A 20822-nucleotide genomic window follows, 5' to 3' on the forward strand; every position below is an offset into this window, starting at 1 on the left:
TGGCTGATAATGCTGCAGAGCCATTGGCTCCATTACATAGGGCATCGGTTGCTGTGGCTGCTGCTACAATAGCTGCTGGCTCATTGATGGTGACTGTTGTTGTTCCTGTACAGCTGTTGCCATCTGTGGCCGTAATCGTATACGTTCCTGCTGGGGCTGTTAAGGTACTTCCTGCTACTGTTCCGCCTGAACTGGTGAAGGTATAAGTGCTATTTCCGCCGGTTGCCGAAAGTGCTGCACTGCCATCTGCTCCATTACATAAAGCATCGGTTGCTGTCGCTGCTGCTACGATTGCTGCTGGCTCATTGATTTCAACAAACCTGGAAGTAGTACAACCATTATCATCTGTTATAAAAACTCTATAATCACCTTCAGGTATATTCAAATAATTTTGACCCGTATGTCCAGTGGCAACATTATTCCTTGTCCATGAAAAAGTGTAGGGACCCGTACCTCCCGTAACTGTTACATTGATATTACCAGTACTTTCACCATTACAAACTACATTATTATAAGATAGACTAGCTGATAATGCAGCTGGTTCAGTAATAGTAACAGTAGTGGTTCCAGTACATGAATTACCATCTGTAGCGGTAATAGTATAAGTTCCTGCGGGAGCGGTTAAGGTGCTTCCTGAAACTGTTCCTCCTGAACTTGTAAAGGTATATGATGAATTTCCACCTGTGGCTGATAGGGCAGCACTTCCATTCCCTCCATTACATAAAGGCTCTGTTGGTGCAGCAGATACATCGACCATTGCCGGCTCACTAATAGTTACCGATGTAGTTCCAGTACATGAAATACCGTCTGTAGCGGTAATAGTATAAGTTCCTGCGGGAGCAGTCAATGTGCTTCCTGAAACTGTTCCTCCTGAGCTTGTGAAGGTATAAGAACCTACACCACCCGTGGCAGATAAGGCTGCACTTCCATTATCACCATTACAAAGTGCCGCAGTTGGTGTTGCAGAAGGAATTATGGGCCTGTTTATTTCAAAGTTTGCGTTTGAAACATTTGATGTATTTACAACAACGGAAGTAAGAACACCATTCCCCGTCCCATCACTTCCTGAACCGCTTCCTAAGTTTTCTGCAATAAAATTCCAACCTGGAGGAAGACTTGCAGATGGTGCGGCACCTTGCTCTACTCCAAATGTACCTTGTGTAGTACTAAGAACAATTTGATAAGTGTCGTTTGAAGGTATATCCTGAACATTATAGGTACCATTGTTATTTACCAAAGCAGAACCGACCACAGTATTTGAGACCGGTTCTACTACATTTGCATATAAGGCCGTTCCTGATGGGTTACCTAAACCTGTTCCATTCACCGTGCCGTCAAACGAAGACTCACAATCTGCAAATACATTCCCTGAAATATTTACCACTCTTGGGCAACATACATTAAAATTAGTAATTGCAATGGCTTGCTGAGCCGGGTTAGGATCATTTGGCCCCGCTATATATCTTAATGTTAAAGACTTAACTGCTGTAGAACTAGATACGCGTAACTGCCCTCTACCATCGGTAGGTGCCACACCATTATCTACTCCTGTCTGCCAATTTGCCGTGGCTGTTTGACCTGAAATAGTTACAGTACCGTTCGTAACCATTGATAAATTCAAAGGAGCGTTTCCTCCATCCGCACCAATGGCCGATAGCGTAACTCTATCTTGGAAAGAACTTTGGCCAGCAGGGGGATTCGAGAAATCAGATTGATCAATATCAACTATTAACAACTCCGAAATTAAAACTGGATATTCAAAATCAAAAGTAACTACGACCTCATCCCCTGGTGAATATGCAGCGTTATTTGAACTACTACAGTTTCCGTTACCACTTGAGCCACCGCACCCATTATCAAAATTGTCAAGTGTTAAAGAAAACATTCCAGAACCATAGATTCCGCTAGTTCCTGAACGTCTAGCATCATAAACTCCATCTGGGTCTGAAATAGTAGTTTTAAAGTCAAAAGGATTGACACTTTGGGAACTCGTACAACCAGCCACTTGATCAGTAACCGCAGATGGAGGACCGCCCGCAGAACCAGAAGTTGGAATGACCGTCTGGCTACCTGACGAAGCTCCTTGCCAAGTTATTGACGTGGAACCTACCGTACACTGAGCACTCAGCTCAATATTTATGGCAAGAAAGACAAAGAGAAACGGTACTGCGAAGAAGAGTTTCGAGCAATTTATTTTTTTCAAGTAAGCGTTGGCGTAAAGTTTTGACATAATTCAGGGGTTCATTATCAAAGTCTGCTACTCTTATTAAGAGCAATCCCCATGCCAAAACCATTACGCCATTTTTGAAAAAACTAAAAAGACAGAAATAATAATGCCAAAAATAAAAAAAACGCTATTTGGCATACCAAATAGCGTTTCGCATAGATTAAATACAATTCCCCTTATACACCTTAAAGGAGTATTTACAAGAACCCGAAAAGCTTCAACTCACTTAGATACCAATTTTATTTTCAGATAATCAAGGTTCTCAGGGTCAGAAATCGCATCAATTTTAATAGCATTTACCCCTTTGTTTTGAATTAATTTCTTTAAATGAAAAGCTCTTTTAATTCCAATTTGAGAACTGCCATTTGAGTCTCCACCTTTAATTTGAATCTGAAATCTTGGGTTAGATTTAAACTGAGATACAAGGCTATCAATAATTGAATTATTAGCATCTTCCAATTCTATCATTCCTTCTTTAAAAGAAAGCGATTGAATTTTAACCTCATTATCTGCATTTAGCTGCCCTCCATCTATCAATTCCTTCACTGCCAACCAACCAGCATCTCCTTGAGGAACCTCTTCGGCCATTAGTGCCAAACTATCTTGAATAGCCAGAGAATCTTCTTGCATTTCAATTACCGATGACTCATTTTGAGTATCAGAACCAAAAAGTTCTTCTCTTGAATCGTAAAGTAAATATCCAAGTAATCCTACCAGCACCACCACTCCAGCAATAAGAAGCGTTTTTTTCGACATTCCGCCTGACTCCTCTTCGTACTCATAGGAACTCACCACATCCGCTTCCTCCTCAGTATCAGTAGCTGCCTCTGAATCCGCCTCCATTTCACGCTCCTCTTTCTTCTTAGCGAATTGCATTTTCATGCTTCTTAAATCATGCATTCCTAGGGCAGGAATCATCTTCTCCACAAGAGCTTCAGGAGCCCTTTCAAAAAGAGGATCGCGGTGCTCCTTTAGGTAATTCATCAAATCTTCTTTACTTATACCCTCCTCTAATTTTTCCGCCAAAAAGCTAATTATCAAGGCATTTACAAAAGATGAATATTTTGCAGTTTCTTGTTTACTAGTACCACTGTGTGTAGTTACAAGATTTAATAATTGACTTCTAAAAGAAGGAAATATTTGACTCATATTTCTTTCTCCTATATCTACAAAATCTGTAAGTTTTTTTGCCGAACTGAAACCTTCTTTCAGGTTAAATTCTTTTAAATCTTTAGTATGAATTTTTTTTATTTGATTGACAAGCATACTTGTGCTCATGTCACTATTGGCCCTTCTGATCAATCCAGCTAAAAGTGTATAGAAAATCGCATCAATCGCTCCTTTAGTGTCTCCCAAATTCCTTTCGCCCAATTTTTTCAAGCTCTCTATTAGCTCTTCAGTTATGCTTTCATCAAATTTCTGAAACAATGTCATCTTCAATATCTCTTTTGGTACTCAAAATCAAATAATAGATTGCAAAAAAACAAAAAAAAGAGGTATTTGCGGTGAAATAATTTTAATAAATTCAACCTAATAGGAATAAAGTATGGCTGCTAAAGAAAAAGGTAAATTAAGAAGTGAGCAATGGTTCGGTAAAGAAGGTAAAGATGGTTTCATATATCGTAGCTGGATAAAGAACCAGGGCTATCCTGCACACCAATTTAAAGGCAAGCCAGTCATTGGTATTTGTAACACTTGGTCTGAAGCAACTCCATGTAACGGACATTTTAGAGAATTAGCACAGTTTATAAAAAACGGAATATATGAGGCTGGTGGATTTCCGATAGAATTCCCCGTAATGTCTTTAGGCGAAACTATCATAAGGCCTACAGCCATGCTTTACAGAAACTTGGCTTCCATGACAGTGGAAGAAAGTATTAGAGCAAATCCTTTTGATGCTGTGGTACTTATGACAGGATGCGACAAAACCACACCTTCATTAATAATGGGTGCAGCTAGTGTTGACATACCATCTATTGTACTTTCTGGTGGACCAATGTTAAATGGAAAATTTAGAGGAAAAGATTTAGGCTCAGGTACAGACGTTTGGAAATTTGATGCTGATGTAAAAGCAGGCAAAATGACTTTGGACGAAATGGAAGAAGCCGAAGCTTGCATGAGTAGAAGTATTGGCCACTGTAATACAATGGGAACTGCATCTACCATGGCTACAATGGTGGAAGCTCTAGGATTGACTCTTCCTGGGGTATCTTCTATTCCAGCGGCAGATTCTCGTAAAAAGATGAATGCTCACATGACTGGAATGAGAGCAGTGGAAATGGCAAAAGAAAACCTTAAAATATCAAAAATACTGACCAAACCAGCCTTCATTAATGCAATAAAAGTAAACTCAGCAGTAGGTGGTTCTACTAATTTTGTTTTACACTTGCTAGCTATTGCAAAAAGAGTAGGTGTGGAACTAAGTCTTGACGATTTTGACAAGCATGGTGCTAAAATTCCATTTTTACTTAATCTTATGCCTTCTGGTAAGTACTTAATGGAAGACTATTACTATGCCGGTGGTATTCAGGTTATCCTTAAAGAGCTTGCCGCACATCTTAGCGAAGAGGCTATTACCGTTAACGGTAAAACATTAACTGAAAATTCTAAAAAGGCTAGAAACTGGAATACCGATGTAATAAGACCAATTACCGACCCTATTATTAAAGAAGGTGGTATTACTGTGGTGAAAGGTAACCTTTGCACTGAAGGTGCTGTTATAAAAGTCTCGGCAGCTACCCCATCATTATTGAAGCACAAAGGGCGTGCAGTGGTTTTTGAAACCATTGAGGACTATCATGAAAGAATTGATAATCCAGACTTAGATATTGACGAAAATTGTGTGATGGTTCTTAAAAATGTTGGTCCAAAAGGATACCCTGGTATGCCAGAAGTAGGCAACATGGCTTTACCTCAAAAACTAATTCAAAAAGGAGTTAGTGACATGATTAGGATATCAGATGGAAGAATGAGCGGAACAGCCTATGGAACTGTTTTTCTTCATGCCTCACCAGAATCTGCTCTTGGAAGTCCATTAGCCCTTGTTGAAAACGGAGATATCATTGAGTGCGATGTAGCTTCAAAGAAAATACACCTTCATGTTTCGGACGAAGAACTGGCAGAAAGAAGAAAAAAATGGACGCCAATAGACCTAGAATTTAACAGAGGATATATCAAACTTTATATTGACACCGTAAACCAAGCCCATGAAGGAGCCGACATGGATTTCCTTATAGGTTCTTCAGGAAGTATAGTAAATAGAGAATCTCACTAGCATTCAGGCGTATATACGTAGCATATACTTGTTTAAATAAAAGAAACAAGCTAATTTTAAGGTAGAACCCCATATCTCATACCCTAAAAGTAGCTTGTTTCATGAATTTTCGAACCGAAATTGAACTTTCGGAATTTCCGTTTAAGGTAGAGCGGAATTCAAAAATACTGACCATAGGTTCTTGTTTTTCCGACAATATTGGCAACTATCTAGTTGACAATAAAATGGAGTGTATGCATAACCCCTTTGGGGTTGTATTTAACCCTGTATCCATTTTTAGACTTTTAACACAAAGTATTAATCAATACCCAGTTAAGTCTAGCTATTTTACTGAAAATGATGGCATCTGGTATCATTATGACTTCCATTCAAAACTATTTGGATCTAACAAAAAAGAGCTTGAAAGTGAATTAAATTTACGATATCAAAAGGTAAGGAACTTCCTAAAAAAAGCAGATTACCTTTTTATAACTATGGGTACTGCCTACGCCTATCGGCTCAAACAAAATGCTTACGTAGTATCAAACTGTCATAAAAAAGATTCGGAGCTTTTTAAGAAGGAAATGCTCACAAATAAGGAAATAGGAATTCGTTTTACACAACTTTATGAAAAGTTAAAACAACTTAACCCAAAGATTAAAATTGTCTTTACCGTAAGTCCTGTAAGGCATACTAGAGATACTCTTCAAGGTAACAATCTTAGTAAAAGTACGCTAAGACTAGCATCCCATTATTTTACCCAAGATTTTAAAGACACTTATTATTTCCCAGCCTACGAGATTCTTTTAGACGACCTTAGAGACTATAGATATTATGCAGATGACATGATTCATGTGAATGAAACAGGTCAAAAATATGTATTGGAGCATTTTAGGAAAACGGCCTTTTCTTCTCCACTTAATGAATTTATTGATCGTTGGCAAAAAATTCAAAGTCAATTAAAACACAAACCTTTTCATTCTGACTCTGACGGCCATCAAAAATTCCTAAAGAATTTGGTTTCTCGCTTAGAAGAATTGAGTAATTCTGTAAATGTGGACCAAGAAATGGAAATAGTAAAGGCTCAGCTCATCTAATATTTAGTACATTTTCTAGTTTTGCAAAACTTTCCCGATGCTAAGGCTGTTCGGATGGTAGGTTATGTTTAAAAACTTAAAAGAGTATTTGTGATTAAGGAAGAAAATGTTTTAGCGGCTTTAAGTCATGTAGAAGAACCAGACTTAAAGAAAGATCTTGTTACCCTTAATATGATTAAGGATGTGGTGGTAAATGGGTCTGACATCAAGTTCACGGTTGTACTTACCACACCAGCTTGTCCTTTAAAAGAGGTAATCCGTCAGCGATGCATGGACGCCCTTCATGAGCACCTCGGCAAAGACATTACGGTAGACATTCATATGTCTGCAGAAGTAACCTCTATCAGAAACAACTCTCCTCAGTTACCGGGTGTAAAAAACATTATTGCCATTTCTTCTGGAAAAGGCGGAGTAGGAAAATCTACTGTAACGGCTAATCTTGCTATTGCTCTTAAAAACTCAGGAGCAAAAGTTGGGATAATTGATGCTGATATATTTGGACCTTCCATTCCATTAATGTTTGGAGCAGAAGATGTGCAACCTTTGATAACCCAAAAGGATGGCAAAAATATGATTCACCCTGTGAATCAATTTGGCATCAAAATGATTTCCATTGGTTTTTTAACACCTAAAGACAATGCTGTAGTTTGGAGAGGACCTATGGCCAGCCAAGCTCTAAGACAGTTTTTAGGTGATGTAGATTGGGGAGACTTAGATTATCTATTAATTGACCTTCCTCCAGGCACTAGCGACATCCACCTTTCTTTAGTTCAAACTGTGCCTGTAACAGGTGCCGTGGTAGTAACTACCCCTCAAAAAGTAGCTTTAGCGGACGCTACAAAAGGTTTAGCAATGTTTAAGCAGCCCCAAATCAATGTTCCTATTTTAGGCATCATTGAAAACATGGCCTATTTTACACCAGAAGAATTACCTGAAAATAAATATTACATTTTCGGGAAAGATGGTGGTAAAGAATTAGCCCAAAAATTTGCTGTACCCTTATTAGGAGAAATACCCATAGTGCAGGGGATTAGAGAAGGCGGCGACGAAGGAAGACCAGTAATGATGGATGAAAACAGCATTAGTGCCGAAGCATTTAAAGAGGCCGCTGAAAATTTAGCTCAACAATTAGCTATAAGAAATGCAGCCCAACCAGCAACTGAACGTGTTCAGGTTGCGTAAGTATAAGTAGTGATTTATATTAGGATATTCTTCACTTCTAAAGTATTTTTGTACAAATAAAATTTCAGAAAATGAGTTCTTTAAAAGAGCGTGTGGAGACAGCGTTAGATTCGGTAAGGCCGTATTTAGAGGCTGATGGTGGAAATGTAAACGTAGTAGAAATTACGGAAGAAGGCACTGTTAGGTTAGAGCTTTTAGGTGCTTGTGGCTCATGTCCTATGTCTACCATGACATTCAAAGCTGGACTAGAAGAAGCTATTTTAAAAGCCGTTCCAGAAATCAAAAAAGTAGAAGCACTTAATCTCACTCCAGCAGAGTAAGAAAAAATATAACGTATTTTTATTAAGCTACTTGCCTTGGTGAGTAGCTTTTTTATTTACCTTGCATATCAAACGTGTTTCCTTATAAAATTTTACGTCGAAATGAGTACTAAACTTAAAGTTGGCATTTTCTTCGGTGGGCCTTCCAGAGAAAGAGAGATTTCATTTAAAGGTGGAAAAACTGCTTACGAACACCTTGACAAAAGCCTTTACGAACCACTTCTGATTTTTGTAGACAGTATTGGAAATTTCATTGAAATAAAGCCAGAACTCATCTACGCAGAATCAATTAAAGACTTTTATCCCTCAAAAAACCTCAACAACGGCTACCGCCTATACATTGAAGCACTGGGTGAACTTAATGAAACCCAGCTTTATAAGCTTATTTATAAGATAGGGAAACAGATAAAAATAGAAAAACTATCTGAGCGGATAGACATAGCCTTTCCTGTGATGCATGGTCCTTATGCAGAAGATGGAAACATCCAAGGCCTTTTTGAATGGTACGGAATACCATATGTAGGTCCCAGTATTTTAGGCTCCGCCATTGGCATCAATAAAGCTTTTCAAAATGCCCTTTTGGCCAAATCAAATGGTCAAAAGAAAAAAACTCGAGTTATAAGCCGTAAAGAATGGGATACTGCAGATAAATCTGCCCTATTTAGTGAGCTCACCAAAACTTTGGGCTTCCCATTGGTAGTAAAGGCTCCGCACCAAGGTTCATCCATTGGCGTAGGGATAGTAAAAAAGAGAAGTATGGAAGAGTTCTCAAAGAGAATGAACCAATGCTTTTTTGACTCCATCATTGCTCAAAAGGACTGGATAAAACTAACAACCCGTCAAAAAAAGAACATTCTGGAAAGAATGCTTAATCTGGATGAAGGAATTGGTTTTCCGGTAGTTTTAAACAATGAGGAAATAAACCACCCTGCCGATTTACTTAAAGCCTTAAACGCGTACTTGAAGGATAATAAAACTGCCATTCTTTCTTCAAATAATTCGGAAGACTTCGTATTGATAGAAGAATTTATAACGGGCCAAGAGTTTTCAATGGGTATAATCCAAGATGAAGACTTTAATATATTTACTCTTCCGCCAACAGAAATTTATGGCGACATAGAAAGCTTTGACTTTAAATCTAAATATCAATCTAACGTAACTAAAAAACGCATTCCAATTGATACACATTTTGATAACCTTAAAAAGATAGAGGAACAAGGTAAAAAAGCTTTTGCCGACTTAGGCCAAAACGTAGTTTGTAGAATTGACGGTTTTCTGACGGAAGATGATAGCGTGGTTTTCCATGACCCTAATACACTCCCAGGAATGTCTCCTAGCAGTCTTATTTTCAAGCAAATGGCGGAAATAGGCTTAAACATTACGCATGCCATAAACTATCTTATAAGACAGTCCGTAGTACAAAGAATTAGCGAAGGAAAACGAACATTTAAATTCAGGCAGCTTCTTAAGCAGATTGACCAAAATATGGCAACTGCCAAAGACTTAAAAAGAAAGAAAGCCGCTGTTCTTTTTGGTGAGACTGAAGAAGATTATGTTTTTGCACAGCAAAAGTACAATGAGCTAAGTGCCTCTGAGGATTATAATCCAACCTGCATTTGTGCAGCAAAAAATGGAAATTACTATTTAATTCCAATGCCTTTAATGTTTAAAGCAAACATTGAAGAGTTTGGACAGACCATTGGTTCTCCGAAGCATGCTTTTGTTAAGTCATTGATTGACAAAACCGCTGCCATTCGTGCTTTATATGCAGGCGATGTTAATTTTGATGTCAAAAAAATCAACGAATCCGATTTGCAAACATCTTTTGACCAGCTCTTTACTGCGTCTTCGGAAATAGAAGCCTAAACTTATAAATGGCAAAAAAGAAGAAATTTTATGTAGTCTGGAAAGGGCACAAAAGAGGCATCTACCCTACCTGGGACGCCTGTAAGAAACAAATTGATGGTTTCCAAGGTGCTCAATACAAATCCTTCGAAACTGAAAGTGAAGCTAAAGATGCTTTCTCAAAAAGATACTCGCAGGTAATAACTAAAGGAGGCAAAAAGAAAGCTGGCATAAACCCAAATGCTACCCCTCCTACCAAAGCTAGTGTGGTGGTGGATGCCGCATGGAACACCAAAAGTGGCGACATGGAATACCAAGGTTTTGATTTCAGAACTGGTAAACTTCTTTTCAAAAAAGGTCCATTCAGAGACGGCACAAATAATATTGGTGAATTTTTAGCCATTGTTCATGCTTTAGCCTTGCTAAAAAAACATGAGGTTAACTTACCTATTTACACAGATTCTAGAACAGCCATGGCTTGGGTTCGTAAGAAAAAAGCCAATACTAAAATAGAATGGACTGACGTAAATGCCGAACTCAAAGAACTGACAGAAAGAGCAGAAGAATGGCTCAAAAACAATAGTTATGCCAATCCTATTCTTAAGTGGGACACTAAAAACTGGGGCGAAAACCCTGCAGATTTTGGAAGAAAGTAATGTTTAAATTTAAGCGGTTTACCATTCTGCAAGACCAATGTGCCATGAAGGTCTGTATTGACAGTTGCATTTTTGGTGCTTGGGTAAATGTCTCCGAAAATGACAAGGTTTTAGATATAGGCACAGGGACAGGACTCCTAAGTCTTATGCTGGCTCAAAAGAATAAAAGTATTGAAATAGACGCTGTAGAAATAGACAAAGATGCCTACAGTCAAGCCACAGAAAACGTCAAACAAAGCTCCCAAATTAGCCTTTACCACGAAGACATAAAGTCTTTTTCAAAAAGCAACTACGATTTACTCATAGTCAATCCTCCGTTTTATTTAGATGCTTTAAACTCTCCAGATGCAAAAAAAAACAAAGCGAAACACCAAGGAACATTGACGCTAGAAGAACTGGCAAAGCAAATTAGTCTAAAACTTAAGTCTGAAGGTAAAGCGTTCATTATGTTACCTCCTCCAGAAATGTTTCAGATGGAAAACCTTATGCTTTCAGTAGGTTTTAAGATGAATAAAAAACTTCAAGTAAGACATCAAAAAGAATCAAAGGTTTTTAGAGAAATGGCACAGTTTTCTAAGAATGAACTTATGTATACTCTGGAAGAGCTTTTTATCAAAGAAGCTGATAATCAAACTTATTCAGATGATTTTCAAGCCCTCCTGAAAGATTACTACATTATTTTTTAAATTTGTAATACAAAAAAATGCTTTCCTGCCATGCTTAAACCGCAAATCAGCGTTCTGATTCCTCTTCTTAATGAGGATGAATCTTTACCTGAACTTCATGATTGGATTGACCTAACGCTAGAAAAAGCTGGTCTTTCATACGAAATCTTATTTATAGACGATGGTAGTACGGACGATTCTTGGCAAGTAATTCAAGATTTGCATAAGAAAAATGAAAGAGTGCACGGCATTAAGTTCACTAGAAACTACGGCAAAACGGCGGCACTAGACACTGGTTTTAAAGTGGTTAAAGGTGAGGTAATTATCACTATGGATGCCGATTTGCAGGATAATCCAGAAGAAATACCAGAACTTTATAGAAAAATAAAAGAAGAGGGCTACGACCTAGTTTCGGGTTGGAAAAAGAAGAGACACGACCCCGTTTTATCCAAAAACCTACCCAGCAAAATATTTAACTGGGCAGCTAGGAAAATATCAGGGGTTAAACTTAACGACTTTAACTGCGGCTTAAAAGCTTACGACAAAAGGGTAGTTAAAAACATCACAATATATGGTGAAATGCACCGCTACATTCCTGTTATAGCCAAATGGAATGGCTTTGGGAAAATTGGTGAGCAGGTAGTGCAGCATCAAGCTAGAAAGTACGGTCATACAAAATTCGGTATCGACCGCTTCATCAATGGTTTTTTGGACTTAATCAGCATCACTTTTGTTAATAAGTTTGGCCGCAGGCCTATGCACTTTTTTGGGGCATTTGGGGTATTTGGCTTTGTTTTAGGTTCAATTATTACATTTTCGCTAATTCTCGAGAAGCTCTACTATCTCTGGAAGGGTCTACCTTATAGAAACGTCACCGACAATCCTCTTTTCTTTTTAGCCTTAGTAGCTATTATTATAGGTACTCAGTTTTTCTTAGCAGGTTTTCTGGGTGAATTATTTGTGAAGCAAAATATTAATAGAAATGACTACATCATTGAAGAGCAAATCTAAATTCTGCCATTAAATAAGTTTCATACTTTAAATTACAGCTGATTAAAAAAAGGCATGATTTTCGTAACTAACTTGTTTAACTAAAATTTTACAGTAGCATGAAAAACAGACTTCTTCAATTCTCCTTAATCATTTTAACCGCTAGTATTTTTGTGTCTTGTAGTAAAGACGATTCAGAAGATGTACAAGCTCAGGTAGAAGTAACCGGAAAATGGAACATCTCTAGTGCGGAGTCAAATTTCAAGTCATCATCAGATGAAGAAACTAACTCTGTTCTGGACCTGAGGGACCAAAATCTATTTATTGAGTTCAATGCTGATGGAACTTATACCTCAAATGCAGAATTTGGTATAGGAGAGTTAAACGTAAATCCTAATGGAATTGTCAGCAATACCTATAGCTATAATAACGGAAGACTAGATATTCAACTTATTGAATCTACCTTAGATAAATCGGTTATACTATATTTTCACCCAGAAGGAGATGATAATAATTTAGTCCTAAAATCTGGCTTAGACGATCTTCTTGATGCATACAATGACCAAGTTGCCTCATTTGATTTAGTAACTGGTTTTTTAATTGATGCCACCATTAAAAGCTATACAAGTTTAGACTTCAATATCTCCCTTTCTAAATAGAAAAGTTTTTTTTAACATTTCAAAAAGGCCCCATAAGGGCTTTTTTAGTATTCGTACCAGTCATTCCACCAGTTTTTGAGGTTTCTCCTAATATCGTTTTCTCTTGGGTTATTACCCGGCTCATATATTTTTTGACCTTTTAAATCATCGGGCATAAAGTTCTGCGGAGCAAAGTTTCCCTCATAACTATGGCTATACTTATACGACTTCCCGTAGCCTATTTCCTTCATAAGCTTAGTAGGTGCATTTCTTAAATCTATTGGTACCGGCAAATGAGATGTTCTTTCTGCTAAAGCCAAAGCTGCATCTATTGCCATATAGGAAGCATTAGATTTTGGTGAAGTGGCTAAATAAACCACGGTTTGAGATAGGATAATTCTACCCTCTGGGTATCCAATTTTCTTCACAGCATCCATGCAGGCATTTGCCATAATTACTGCCGTTGGGTTAGCATTGCCAATGTCTTCCGATGCTAAAATCAGCATTCGCCTTGCTATAAAAATAGGGTCTTCACCTGCTACCAGCATTCTAGCCAACCAATACAACGCAGCATTAGGGTCTGAGCCACGCATTGACTTTATAAATGCCGATATAATATCATAATGTTGCTCGCCAGATTTATCATAGCGAGCCATATTTTTCTGTACCACCTCCTCTACCAGCTCATCTTTGATAATGACTTCAGGATTACCAAACTGAGAGTTGACCACCATTTCCAGCAGGTTTAATAACTTTCTTCCATCTCCACCAGAAATTCTAAAAAGCGAATCTGTAGTTTCTACTTTTATGTTTTTCTCTCTCAGCTGAGCGTCTTCTTTTAAAGCTCTTTCCAGTATGGCATTAAGCTCCTTTTGACCAAAGGCTTCTAAAATGTACACCTGACACCTTGATAACAAAGCTGAATTAACCTCAAAAGAAGGGTTCTCGGTAGTAGCTCCTATCAAAGTAACCTTCCCTTTTTCTACTGCACCTAATAGGGTGTCTTGCTGAGATTTATTAAATCGGTGAATCTCATCAATGAATAAAATGGGAGGAAACAAACCAGAAGGCTTTTTCAAAATCTCTCTCAGGTCTTTCACGCCAGAACTAATAGCAGAAAGCGAAAAAAACTGCCGCTTGGTAAGCTCAGCAAGCATCAAAGATAGGGTGGTTTTCCCAACTCCAGGAGGTCCCCAAAGTATCATAGAAGGCACTAGATTTGCCTCTAAAGATTTCCTTAGAGGTTTTCCTTTTCCAAGAATGTGTTCTTGACCTATATATTCGTCAAGGTTTTTAGGGCGTAGCCTTTCAGCCAATGGCATATTCTGCATGCTGTAAATTTGGTAGCTTTATTATGAAAAAGAAAACAGCAAGCTTTCAATTTTCAAAAATGCTAGATTTAAGAGCAATATATCTTCTCTAAATAATACTTATCTTTAATTCTCAGACGCCTACTTAACCCTATTGAAATGGAGATTTCTAATAAAAAAACCTTCCTAGATTACCTTTATCACTGGGAAAAAACTAAGCCAAAGGAAGTATACCTTAAGCAACCTTTTGGAGATACCTATAGGGACCTCACATGGGCCGAAGCAGCCGACCAAGTGAGGAGGATGGCCAATTTTCTTAAATCACAGAAACTTCCAGAGAAAAGTAACATAGGTTTGGTGTCAAAAAACTGTGCCGAATGGATACTAACAGACCTTGCTATTATGATGGCTGGTCATATTTCTGTTCCTTTTTACCCTACCCTAACTGGCGACCAAATTAATCATGTGATAACACATAGCGGCTGCCAAATACTATTTGTAGGAAAAATTGACAAATACCAAGAACTAAAACCGGGTATTCCAGAAGGAATTACCTGTATTTCTTTCCCTGCATATAACCCAGACAAGGCTCATTTACAATGGAACGACATTCTTAAAACGAACGACCCACTTGAAGTAAATTTCTATCCTGACTTAGACGACATTTTCACTATAATATACACTTCAGGTACTACGGGAAACCCTAAAGGCGTAATGATGCCTTACAGAAGTATGTCTGAAGGAATTTATAACACCAGGCATTTAACAAAGCTCAACATTGACGCATGTCGTTTCTTTTCATATTTACCACTCTCTCACATAGCTGAAAGAAATGTGGTGGAAGCTGGAAGTATTTTCTCCGGAGGAACTGTTTACTTTGCCGAATCTCTAGCCACTTTTGCCGAAAATCTTAGAGTGGCCTCCCCTACTCATTTTTTGGCGGTTCCCAGAATATGGACCAAATTTCAATTGGGCATTTTAGCTAAAATGCCACAAAAAAACCTGAACGTTCTCCTAAAAATTCCTGTGGTCAAAAATATTATAAAAAAGAAAATCACCGCTGGGCTTGGCCTTACGGATGCCGTACTTATTCTTACAGGAGCGGCTCCTATGCCTATTACCCTTATAAAATGGTTTAGAAACTTAGGAATAACAATACAGGAAGTATATGGCATGAGTGAAAACCTTGGAGCAGTTTGTATGATGCCTATTGACAACATTAAAGACGGCAGTGTAGGGAAAGTATTTCCAAAAATGGAAGTAAAGATAGATCCTGACAATGGCGAAATACTTACCCGCTCTCCATGGAATATGTATGGCTACTTTAAAGAGCCAGAAATGACCGACAACACCATTGACAAAGAAGGTTTTATACATACTGGCGATGTGGGAGAGCTAGATGCTGAAGGTTTCCTTAAAATCACTGGACGGGTAAAAGAAATGTATAAAACCTCTAAAGGTGAATATGTGGCTCCTGCTCAAATAGAACTTGGCTTTGCAGATAATGAAATGATAGAGCAAATATGTGTGGTGGGGCAACTTCTCCCACAGCCCATAGCATTGGTAAATTTATCGCCTATTGGATTACAAGAAAGTAGGGAGTCAGTAACAGCCGCCCTTGCAAAAAACTTGGAAGAGCTAAATCCTAAGCTAAAGTCTTATGAAAAAATAAGAAAGATGGTAGTACTTTCTGAGGCTTGGAGTGAAGAGAATAACTGCCTTACACCTACTTTAAAAATCAAACGAATTGTGATTGAAAACAAATTTGACAATCACTTTCAAGCATGGTATGACCATCCAAACACAATTGTTTGGGAGTAAAAGCACGCTTTAAGCCACTACAATGCTTATTTTTGCAAGCATTACTGTTAAAAACCTATTATTACTATGAAAATAAACATAAAGCAACTTCTCTTGTTGCCTGTTTTACTATGTACCATGCTTTCCATTGGTATGGCTCAAAACCAAAAAGTTCTCGTATTTTCTAAAACAAAAGGCTGGCGTCATAAGTCTATTGAGCCAGGAAAAGCATTTTTTGCCAAAATAGGCAAAGAAGAAAACCTTGACATGATTTTCTCTGAAAATGCGGAAGACATGAACGAAGACAATCTTAAGCAGTTTTCTGCCGTGGTTTTCTTAAATACTACAGGAAATATTTTAGACCATCGTCAGCAAGCAGAATTTGAAAGATATATTCAAGCTGGTGGAGGCTTCATGGGAATTCACTCCGCTACAGATACCGAGTACGAATGGCCATGGTATAATAAACTAGTAGGTGGTTACTTTGAATCTCATCCAGGTGGTACGGTTTCTAACATTCAAAGCGGGAAAATGACTGTGGAAGACAACAGTCACCCAGCCACAAAACACTTACCAAAGACTTTTGAAAGAGAAGATGAGTTTTACAGCTTCAAGTCGCTTCAAAATGATTTAATAAAGGTACTTATAACAGTAGATGAAGACTCTTACGAGCAAGGTACAAATGGCGACTGGCATCCTATGTCATGGTATCATGAATTTGACGGAGGCAAGTCTTTCTATACAAATTATGGGCACGTGTTTTCTACTTTTGAAACCGAAGAGCCTATGCAAAAGCATATGCTAGAAGGTTTGAAGTCTGTTTTGGCTGATAAGCTAGATTACTCAAAATCATACTCATTAAAGGCACCAGAGGAAAATAGGTTTGTAAAAACCGTTTTAGCCAGTAATCTAAACGAACCTACTGAATTAGCTGCTATGCCCAATGGGAAAGTAATACTAGTAGAAAGAAGAGGTGACGTAAAAGTTTGGCTTCCAGAAAAAGAAGAATTTAAAACGGCCAATAGCCTAGATGTATTTAGTACCTATGAATATGGCTTAATGGGCATAGGTTTAGATCCAAATTTCAAAAGAAACAACTGGGTTTATATTTATTATACACCAAACACAGAAGCCCATAATGAGCAATACCTTTCTAGATTCACCTACGACCAAGAAAAAGATGAGCTAGACATGGCATCAGAAAAAGTTATGCTTAAGGTTAAAATAAAAGGTGATGGATGCTGCCATACCGGTGGTTCTATAGATTGGGATTCTAAAGGAAACCTTTACCTTTCTACTGGTGATGATACTAACCCTTTTGCATCTGATGGTTTTGCTCCTATTGACTTCAGAGACGGAAGAGAAGGCTGGGATGCTCTTAGTACCGCTGGAAACACCAATGACCTACGTGGAAAAGTTCTTAGAATAAAACCAACTAAAGAGGGTTCTTACACCATTCCTCAAGGTAACCTGTACCCTGAAGGAATACCAAATACCAGACCTGAGATTTTTGTAATGGGCTGTAGAAACCCCTACAGAATATCTGTTGATAAAAAAACTGACCGATTATATTGGGGAGATGTAGGACCTGATGCTGGTAAAACAGTAGAAGGTAGAGGTACCGAGGGCTTGGTGGAATTTAACCAAACTACAGAACCTGGCTTTTTTGGATGGCCTATTGTAGTAGGAAATAACAGAGCTTACAATAAGTATAACTTTGAAACGAAAGTTTCTGGAGAGCCTTATGATGTTTTAAAACCTGTAAATGATTCGCCTCATAACACGGGACTTACAAACTTACCTCCGGCTAGAGAGCCCTTGATGTATTATGGCTACGGAGCGTCAGAAGACTACCCTCTTTTTGGTAAAGGTGGCTGTAACCCTATGGCAGGACCTGTGTATCATTCAGAAGATTTTAGAGAAAACGAAAGCATGTTTCCCTCTTACTATGACGACAAGCTGTTTTTATACGAGTGGATAAGAGACTGGATTATGGTGGTAACACTTGATAAAGATGGAAAATACAGCAGTATGGAGCCATTTATGCCAAGCACTCATTTTAATCATCCCATGGACATGACATTCAGTAAAGATGGCGTCATGTATTTGTTAGAGTATGGTCCGAAATGGTCTGCTCAAAACGAAGAAGCTACTTTAACCAGAATAGATTATAATGCAGGTAACAGACCTCCTTCGGTCAAAATAGCTGCAGATAAAGCAACAGGAAAAGCTCCCTTGGCAACATCTTTTAGTACAGACGGCACTATTGATTATGATGGTGATGATTTAAGCTATGCATGGAATTTTGCAGGAGGTGCAGAAAACAGCACAGAACAAAACCCAACAGTGATTTTTAAAACCCCTGGTGAGTATGTGGCTACTTTGACTGTAACTGATGCTTTAGGTAGCTCTGCCAAAGAAAGTTTGATTATCAAAGTGGGTAATGAAATACCTGATGTCAATATTTCTGTAAAAGGAAATCAGAGTTTCTATTTGGGCTCAGCCCCTATCAGCTATAATGTGAAAGTTAATGACATAGAAGATGGTACTATAGGTAAAGGCATTAACAGCCAAGACGTAGTGGTGAGTATTGATTACTTAGTAGGTTATGATAAAAACGCAATTGCGATAGGTCATCAACAAAACGTAGCCAACGCAAACGGCAGAAGGTTAATAGCAGATGCAGACTGCATGGCTTGTCATACTTTAGACCAAAAATCTATAGGGCCAAACTATAAAAGCATTGCTTCAAAATACCCAGCAAATAACACAAACATTACCAAACTAACTGAGAAGATAATTTCTGGTGGTTCTGGTGTTTGGGGCGAGACAGCCATGGCTCCTCACCCATCACTTGCCAAAGCTGATGCTGAAGCAATGGTAAAATACATACTCTCTGTTAATGACGAAAAGGCATCTTTACCAGCAAAAGGAGTTTATACAGCATCGGCACATAAAGACAAGAAAGCGGGTGCTTATTTAATTCAAGCAACCTACTTAGATAAAGGTGGAGACGTCATAGGTTCTCAAAGTGGATCCAATACTTTAGCTCTGAGAAGCCCATTAGTAGAAGCAAATAAGTTTGACGACTCAAAAGGCACCATGGATTTTGATGTACCCGACCTAGGCGAGGTAGTAGTAGCCACAGGAGATAACACTTGGATAAAATACAACAGCTTAGACCTAACAGGAATTTCTACCGTTAAACTACTGGCATTGGGAATGGCAGGCCAAACTGCTGGCGGTATAGCCGAATTTAGAATTGGCGGTGCAGATGGTACATTAATAGGAAAGGCAACGGTAAGAGCTACAAACACAGCACCTATAACCGTAAAACTAAAGCGTACCAAAGGAATTAATGACTTATACGTAGTATTTAAAAATAAAGATACCAACGGCAAACCACTTTTCGGAGTTAAGTCACTGGAGTTTGGTAGGTAGTATTTCTCTTTGGAATAAATTCAAAAAAGCTCATTCAAATCTATTTGGATGGGCTTTCTTTTTATAGAAGGCGGAGAACTTTAAACTTTCCCCTCTTTACACTATACTGCAGTAAGAGTAAAATAAAATTTAGAAATAGTATATTGCTTTTGATTATAAAAGCCCACGAAGTTCCTTTCTTGTGATTCTAAAAAATGCTCTCTTGTTTTTTCTAAGTATGCTACTGTTTTGGCAATGCTCAAATAGTAATTTAGAAGAGCAGGCTATCAAGGAAAAGAAACGACTAAAGAAGGAGTTACTGAATAATCTTAATGTTTTTGCGGCTCTGCCAAACAAAGTTATTGACCCGAAAAACAATCCCGCCACTCCCAAAAAAGTAGCACTGGGCAAACTCCTTTTTTATGACCCTATCTTGTCTGGTGATAAAGACGTGGCTTGTGCTACCTGCCACCACCCAGATAATGGCTATGCCGAGTTTAGAGATTTGTCAATCGGCGTAAACGGCAAAGGCTTTGGCAGTAAACGAGTTTTCAAACAACCAAACAATATACCTTTTGTCAAAAGAAATGCCCATACCATATTAAATACAGCCTTTAACGGCATTAATACTAAAAATTACTACTCTCCAGAAGATTCCCCAATGTTCTGGGATTTACGGTCAAACAGCTTAGAAGAGCAAGCTTTGCTCCCTATTAAAACCTACGAAGAGATGCGAGGCGACCATTTCTCTGAAGAAAGAATTCTTAAAGAAATAGTTACTCGGCTGAAAAACATCCCCGAATACACCGTGCTCTTCAAAGAGGCTTTTGACGGAACCAAACCTATAACCGAAGAGAACATTGGAAAGGCAATTGCAACCTTTGAAAGAACGCTATTAGCTACAGAATCTAGATTTGACCAATACATGCGAGGCGACAATAGTGCCATTTCACTTTCTGAAAAAGATGGGTTTGAAACGTTTAAAAAAGTAGGCTGCGGAAACTGTCATAATGGTCCTATGTTTTCAGACTACAAAGCTCATACACTGGGAATACCTACAAACGATAAATTAACTGCATTTGATTCCGGAATTGACAGTACTTATGCCTTCCGCACTCCAACCTTAAGAAATTTAAGATTTACGGCTCCCTACATGCATAATGGCAGTTTTAACAATTTAAAAGAAGTGCTGGAGTTTTACGAAGACATAGCCGACGGGAAAGAAAAACACGAAAAAGTAGGCCATGCTCAAATGGATACACTGGTAAACGAATTAAAATTAAAAGTGAAAGATATGGCTCCTATCATTTCATTTTTAAACACTTTAAACGACTCAAATTTCGACAAAGAAATACCTCTTAAAGTGCCCAGTGGTTTACCTGTGGGTGGCGACATTGAAATTTAGACTAACCCATTAAG

At 38.2% G+C, this 20822-nt stretch carries 15 protein-coding genes; 12 read left to right on the top strand and 3 right to left on the bottom strand.

The genetic code is table 11. The annotated features are described in order from the left end of the window. Together AADJ06_RS06740 and AADJ06_RS06745 are read right to left on the bottom strand one after the other, a co-directional pair. A partial coding sequence (locus tag AADJ06_RS06740; protein WP_341225656.1) for a SprB repeat-containing protein occupies positions 1–2230 on the bottom strand: 2230 nt, incomplete at its 3' end. 219 nt (positions 2231–2449) lie between these two features. Further along, complete coding sequence (locus AADJ06_RS06745) at positions 2450–3661, bottom strand: DUF937 domain-containing protein (protein ID WP_341225657.1); 1212 nt, start codon at positions 3659–3661, stop codon at positions 2450–2452. A 112-nt stretch (positions 3662–3773) separates the two neighbouring features. Between AADJ06_RS06745 and AADJ06_RS06750 the strand changes: the two genes are divergently transcribed. The 9 genes from AADJ06_RS06750 (at position 3774) to AADJ06_RS06790 (ending at position 12894) form a co-directional block, all read left to right on the top strand. Further along, the gene (locus tag AADJ06_RS06750) at positions 3774–5501 is read left to right on the top strand and encodes an IlvD/Edd family dehydratase (RefSeq protein ID WP_341225658.1); all 1728 of its coding nucleotides are present in this window, start codon (positions 3774–3776) and stop codon (positions 5499–5501) included. 101 nt (positions 5502–5602) lie between these two features. After that, positions 5603–6577 (top strand): GSCFA domain-containing protein, encoded by a 975-nt coding sequence (locus tag AADJ06_RS06755; protein WP_341225659.1) that lies wholly within the window; start codon positions 5603–5605, stop codon positions 6575–6577. A 90-nt stretch (positions 6578–6667) separates the two neighbouring features. Next, positions 6668–7759 carry an Mrp/NBP35 family ATP-binding protein gene (locus AADJ06_RS06760; protein WP_341225660.1) on the top strand — a complete coding sequence of 364 codons (1092 nt, stop codon included), beginning with the start codon at positions 6668–6670 and terminating at the stop codon, positions 7757–7759. Positions 7760–7830: 71 nt separating this feature from the next. After that, on the top strand, positions 7831–8079 hold the full coding sequence (locus tag AADJ06_RS06765) for a NifU family protein (protein WP_341225661.1): 249 nt from the start codon (positions 7831–7833) through the stop codon (positions 8077–8079). A gap of 102 nt (positions 8080–8181) precedes the next feature. Then, a complete protein-coding gene (locus AADJ06_RS06770; RefSeq protein WP_341225662.1) occupies positions 8182–9945 on the top strand; it encodes a D-alanine--D-alanine ligase in 1764 nt (587 codons plus the stop codon). 8 nt (positions 9946–9953) lie between these two features. Continuing rightward, the gene (locus tag AADJ06_RS06775) at positions 9954–10580 is read left to right on the top strand and encodes a ribonuclease H family protein (protein ID WP_341225663.1); all 627 of its coding nucleotides are present in this window, start codon (positions 9954–9956) and stop codon (positions 10578–10580) included. Beyond that, the gene (locus AADJ06_RS06780; RefSeq protein ID WP_341225664.1) at positions 10580–11266 is read left to right on the top strand and encodes a methyltransferase; all 687 of its coding nucleotides are present in this window, start codon (positions 10580–10582) and stop codon (positions 11264–11266) included. Before AADJ06_RS06775 ends, AADJ06_RS06780 begins: the two co-directional genes overlap by 1 nt. 30 nt (positions 11267–11296) lie before the next feature. Continuing rightward, a complete protein-coding gene (locus AADJ06_RS06785; RefSeq protein WP_341225665.1) occupies positions 11297–12256 on the top strand; it encodes a glycosyltransferase family 2 protein in 960 nt (319 codons plus the stop codon). Between the two features lie 98 nt (positions 12257–12354). After that, positions 12355–12894, top strand: a complete 540-nt coding sequence (locus AADJ06_RS06790) for a hypothetical protein (RefSeq protein ID WP_341225666.1) — start codon at positions 12355–12357, stop codon at positions 12892–12894. Positions 12895–12938: 44 nt separating this feature from the next. On the opposite strand, the gene AADJ06_RS06795 is transcribed toward AADJ06_RS06790, so the two are convergent. Further along, entirely contained in the window at positions 12939–14204 is a 1266-nt protein-coding gene (locus tag AADJ06_RS06795; protein ID WP_341225667.1) for a replication-associated recombination protein A, read from the bottom strand. Positions 14205–14342: 138 nt separating this feature from the next. Between AADJ06_RS06795 and AADJ06_RS06800 the strand changes: the two genes are divergently transcribed. From AADJ06_RS06800 to AADJ06_RS06810, 3 genes are all read left to right on the top strand, one after another. Next, entirely contained in the window at positions 14343–16004 is a 1662-nt protein-coding gene (locus AADJ06_RS06800; protein ID WP_341225668.1) for an AMP-binding protein, read from the top strand. 66 nt (positions 16005–16070) lie between these two features. After that, complete coding sequence (locus AADJ06_RS06805) at positions 16071–19424, top strand: ThuA domain-containing protein (protein ID WP_341225669.1); 3354 nt, start codon at positions 16071–16073, stop codon at positions 19422–19424. A gap of 217 nt (positions 19425–19641) precedes the next feature. Next, positions 19642–20808: a cytochrome-c peroxidase gene (locus AADJ06_RS06810; RefSeq protein ID WP_341225670.1), complete on the top strand. Its 1167-nt coding sequence runs from the start codon at positions 19642–19644 to the stop codon at positions 20806–20808. Positions 20809–20822 lie beyond the last annotated feature (14 nt).

The organism is uncultured Arcticibacterium sp., assembly GCF_964021845.1.
Classification (GTDB): domain Bacteria; phylum Bacteroidota; class Bacteroidia; order Cytophagales; family Spirosomataceae; genus Arcticibacterium.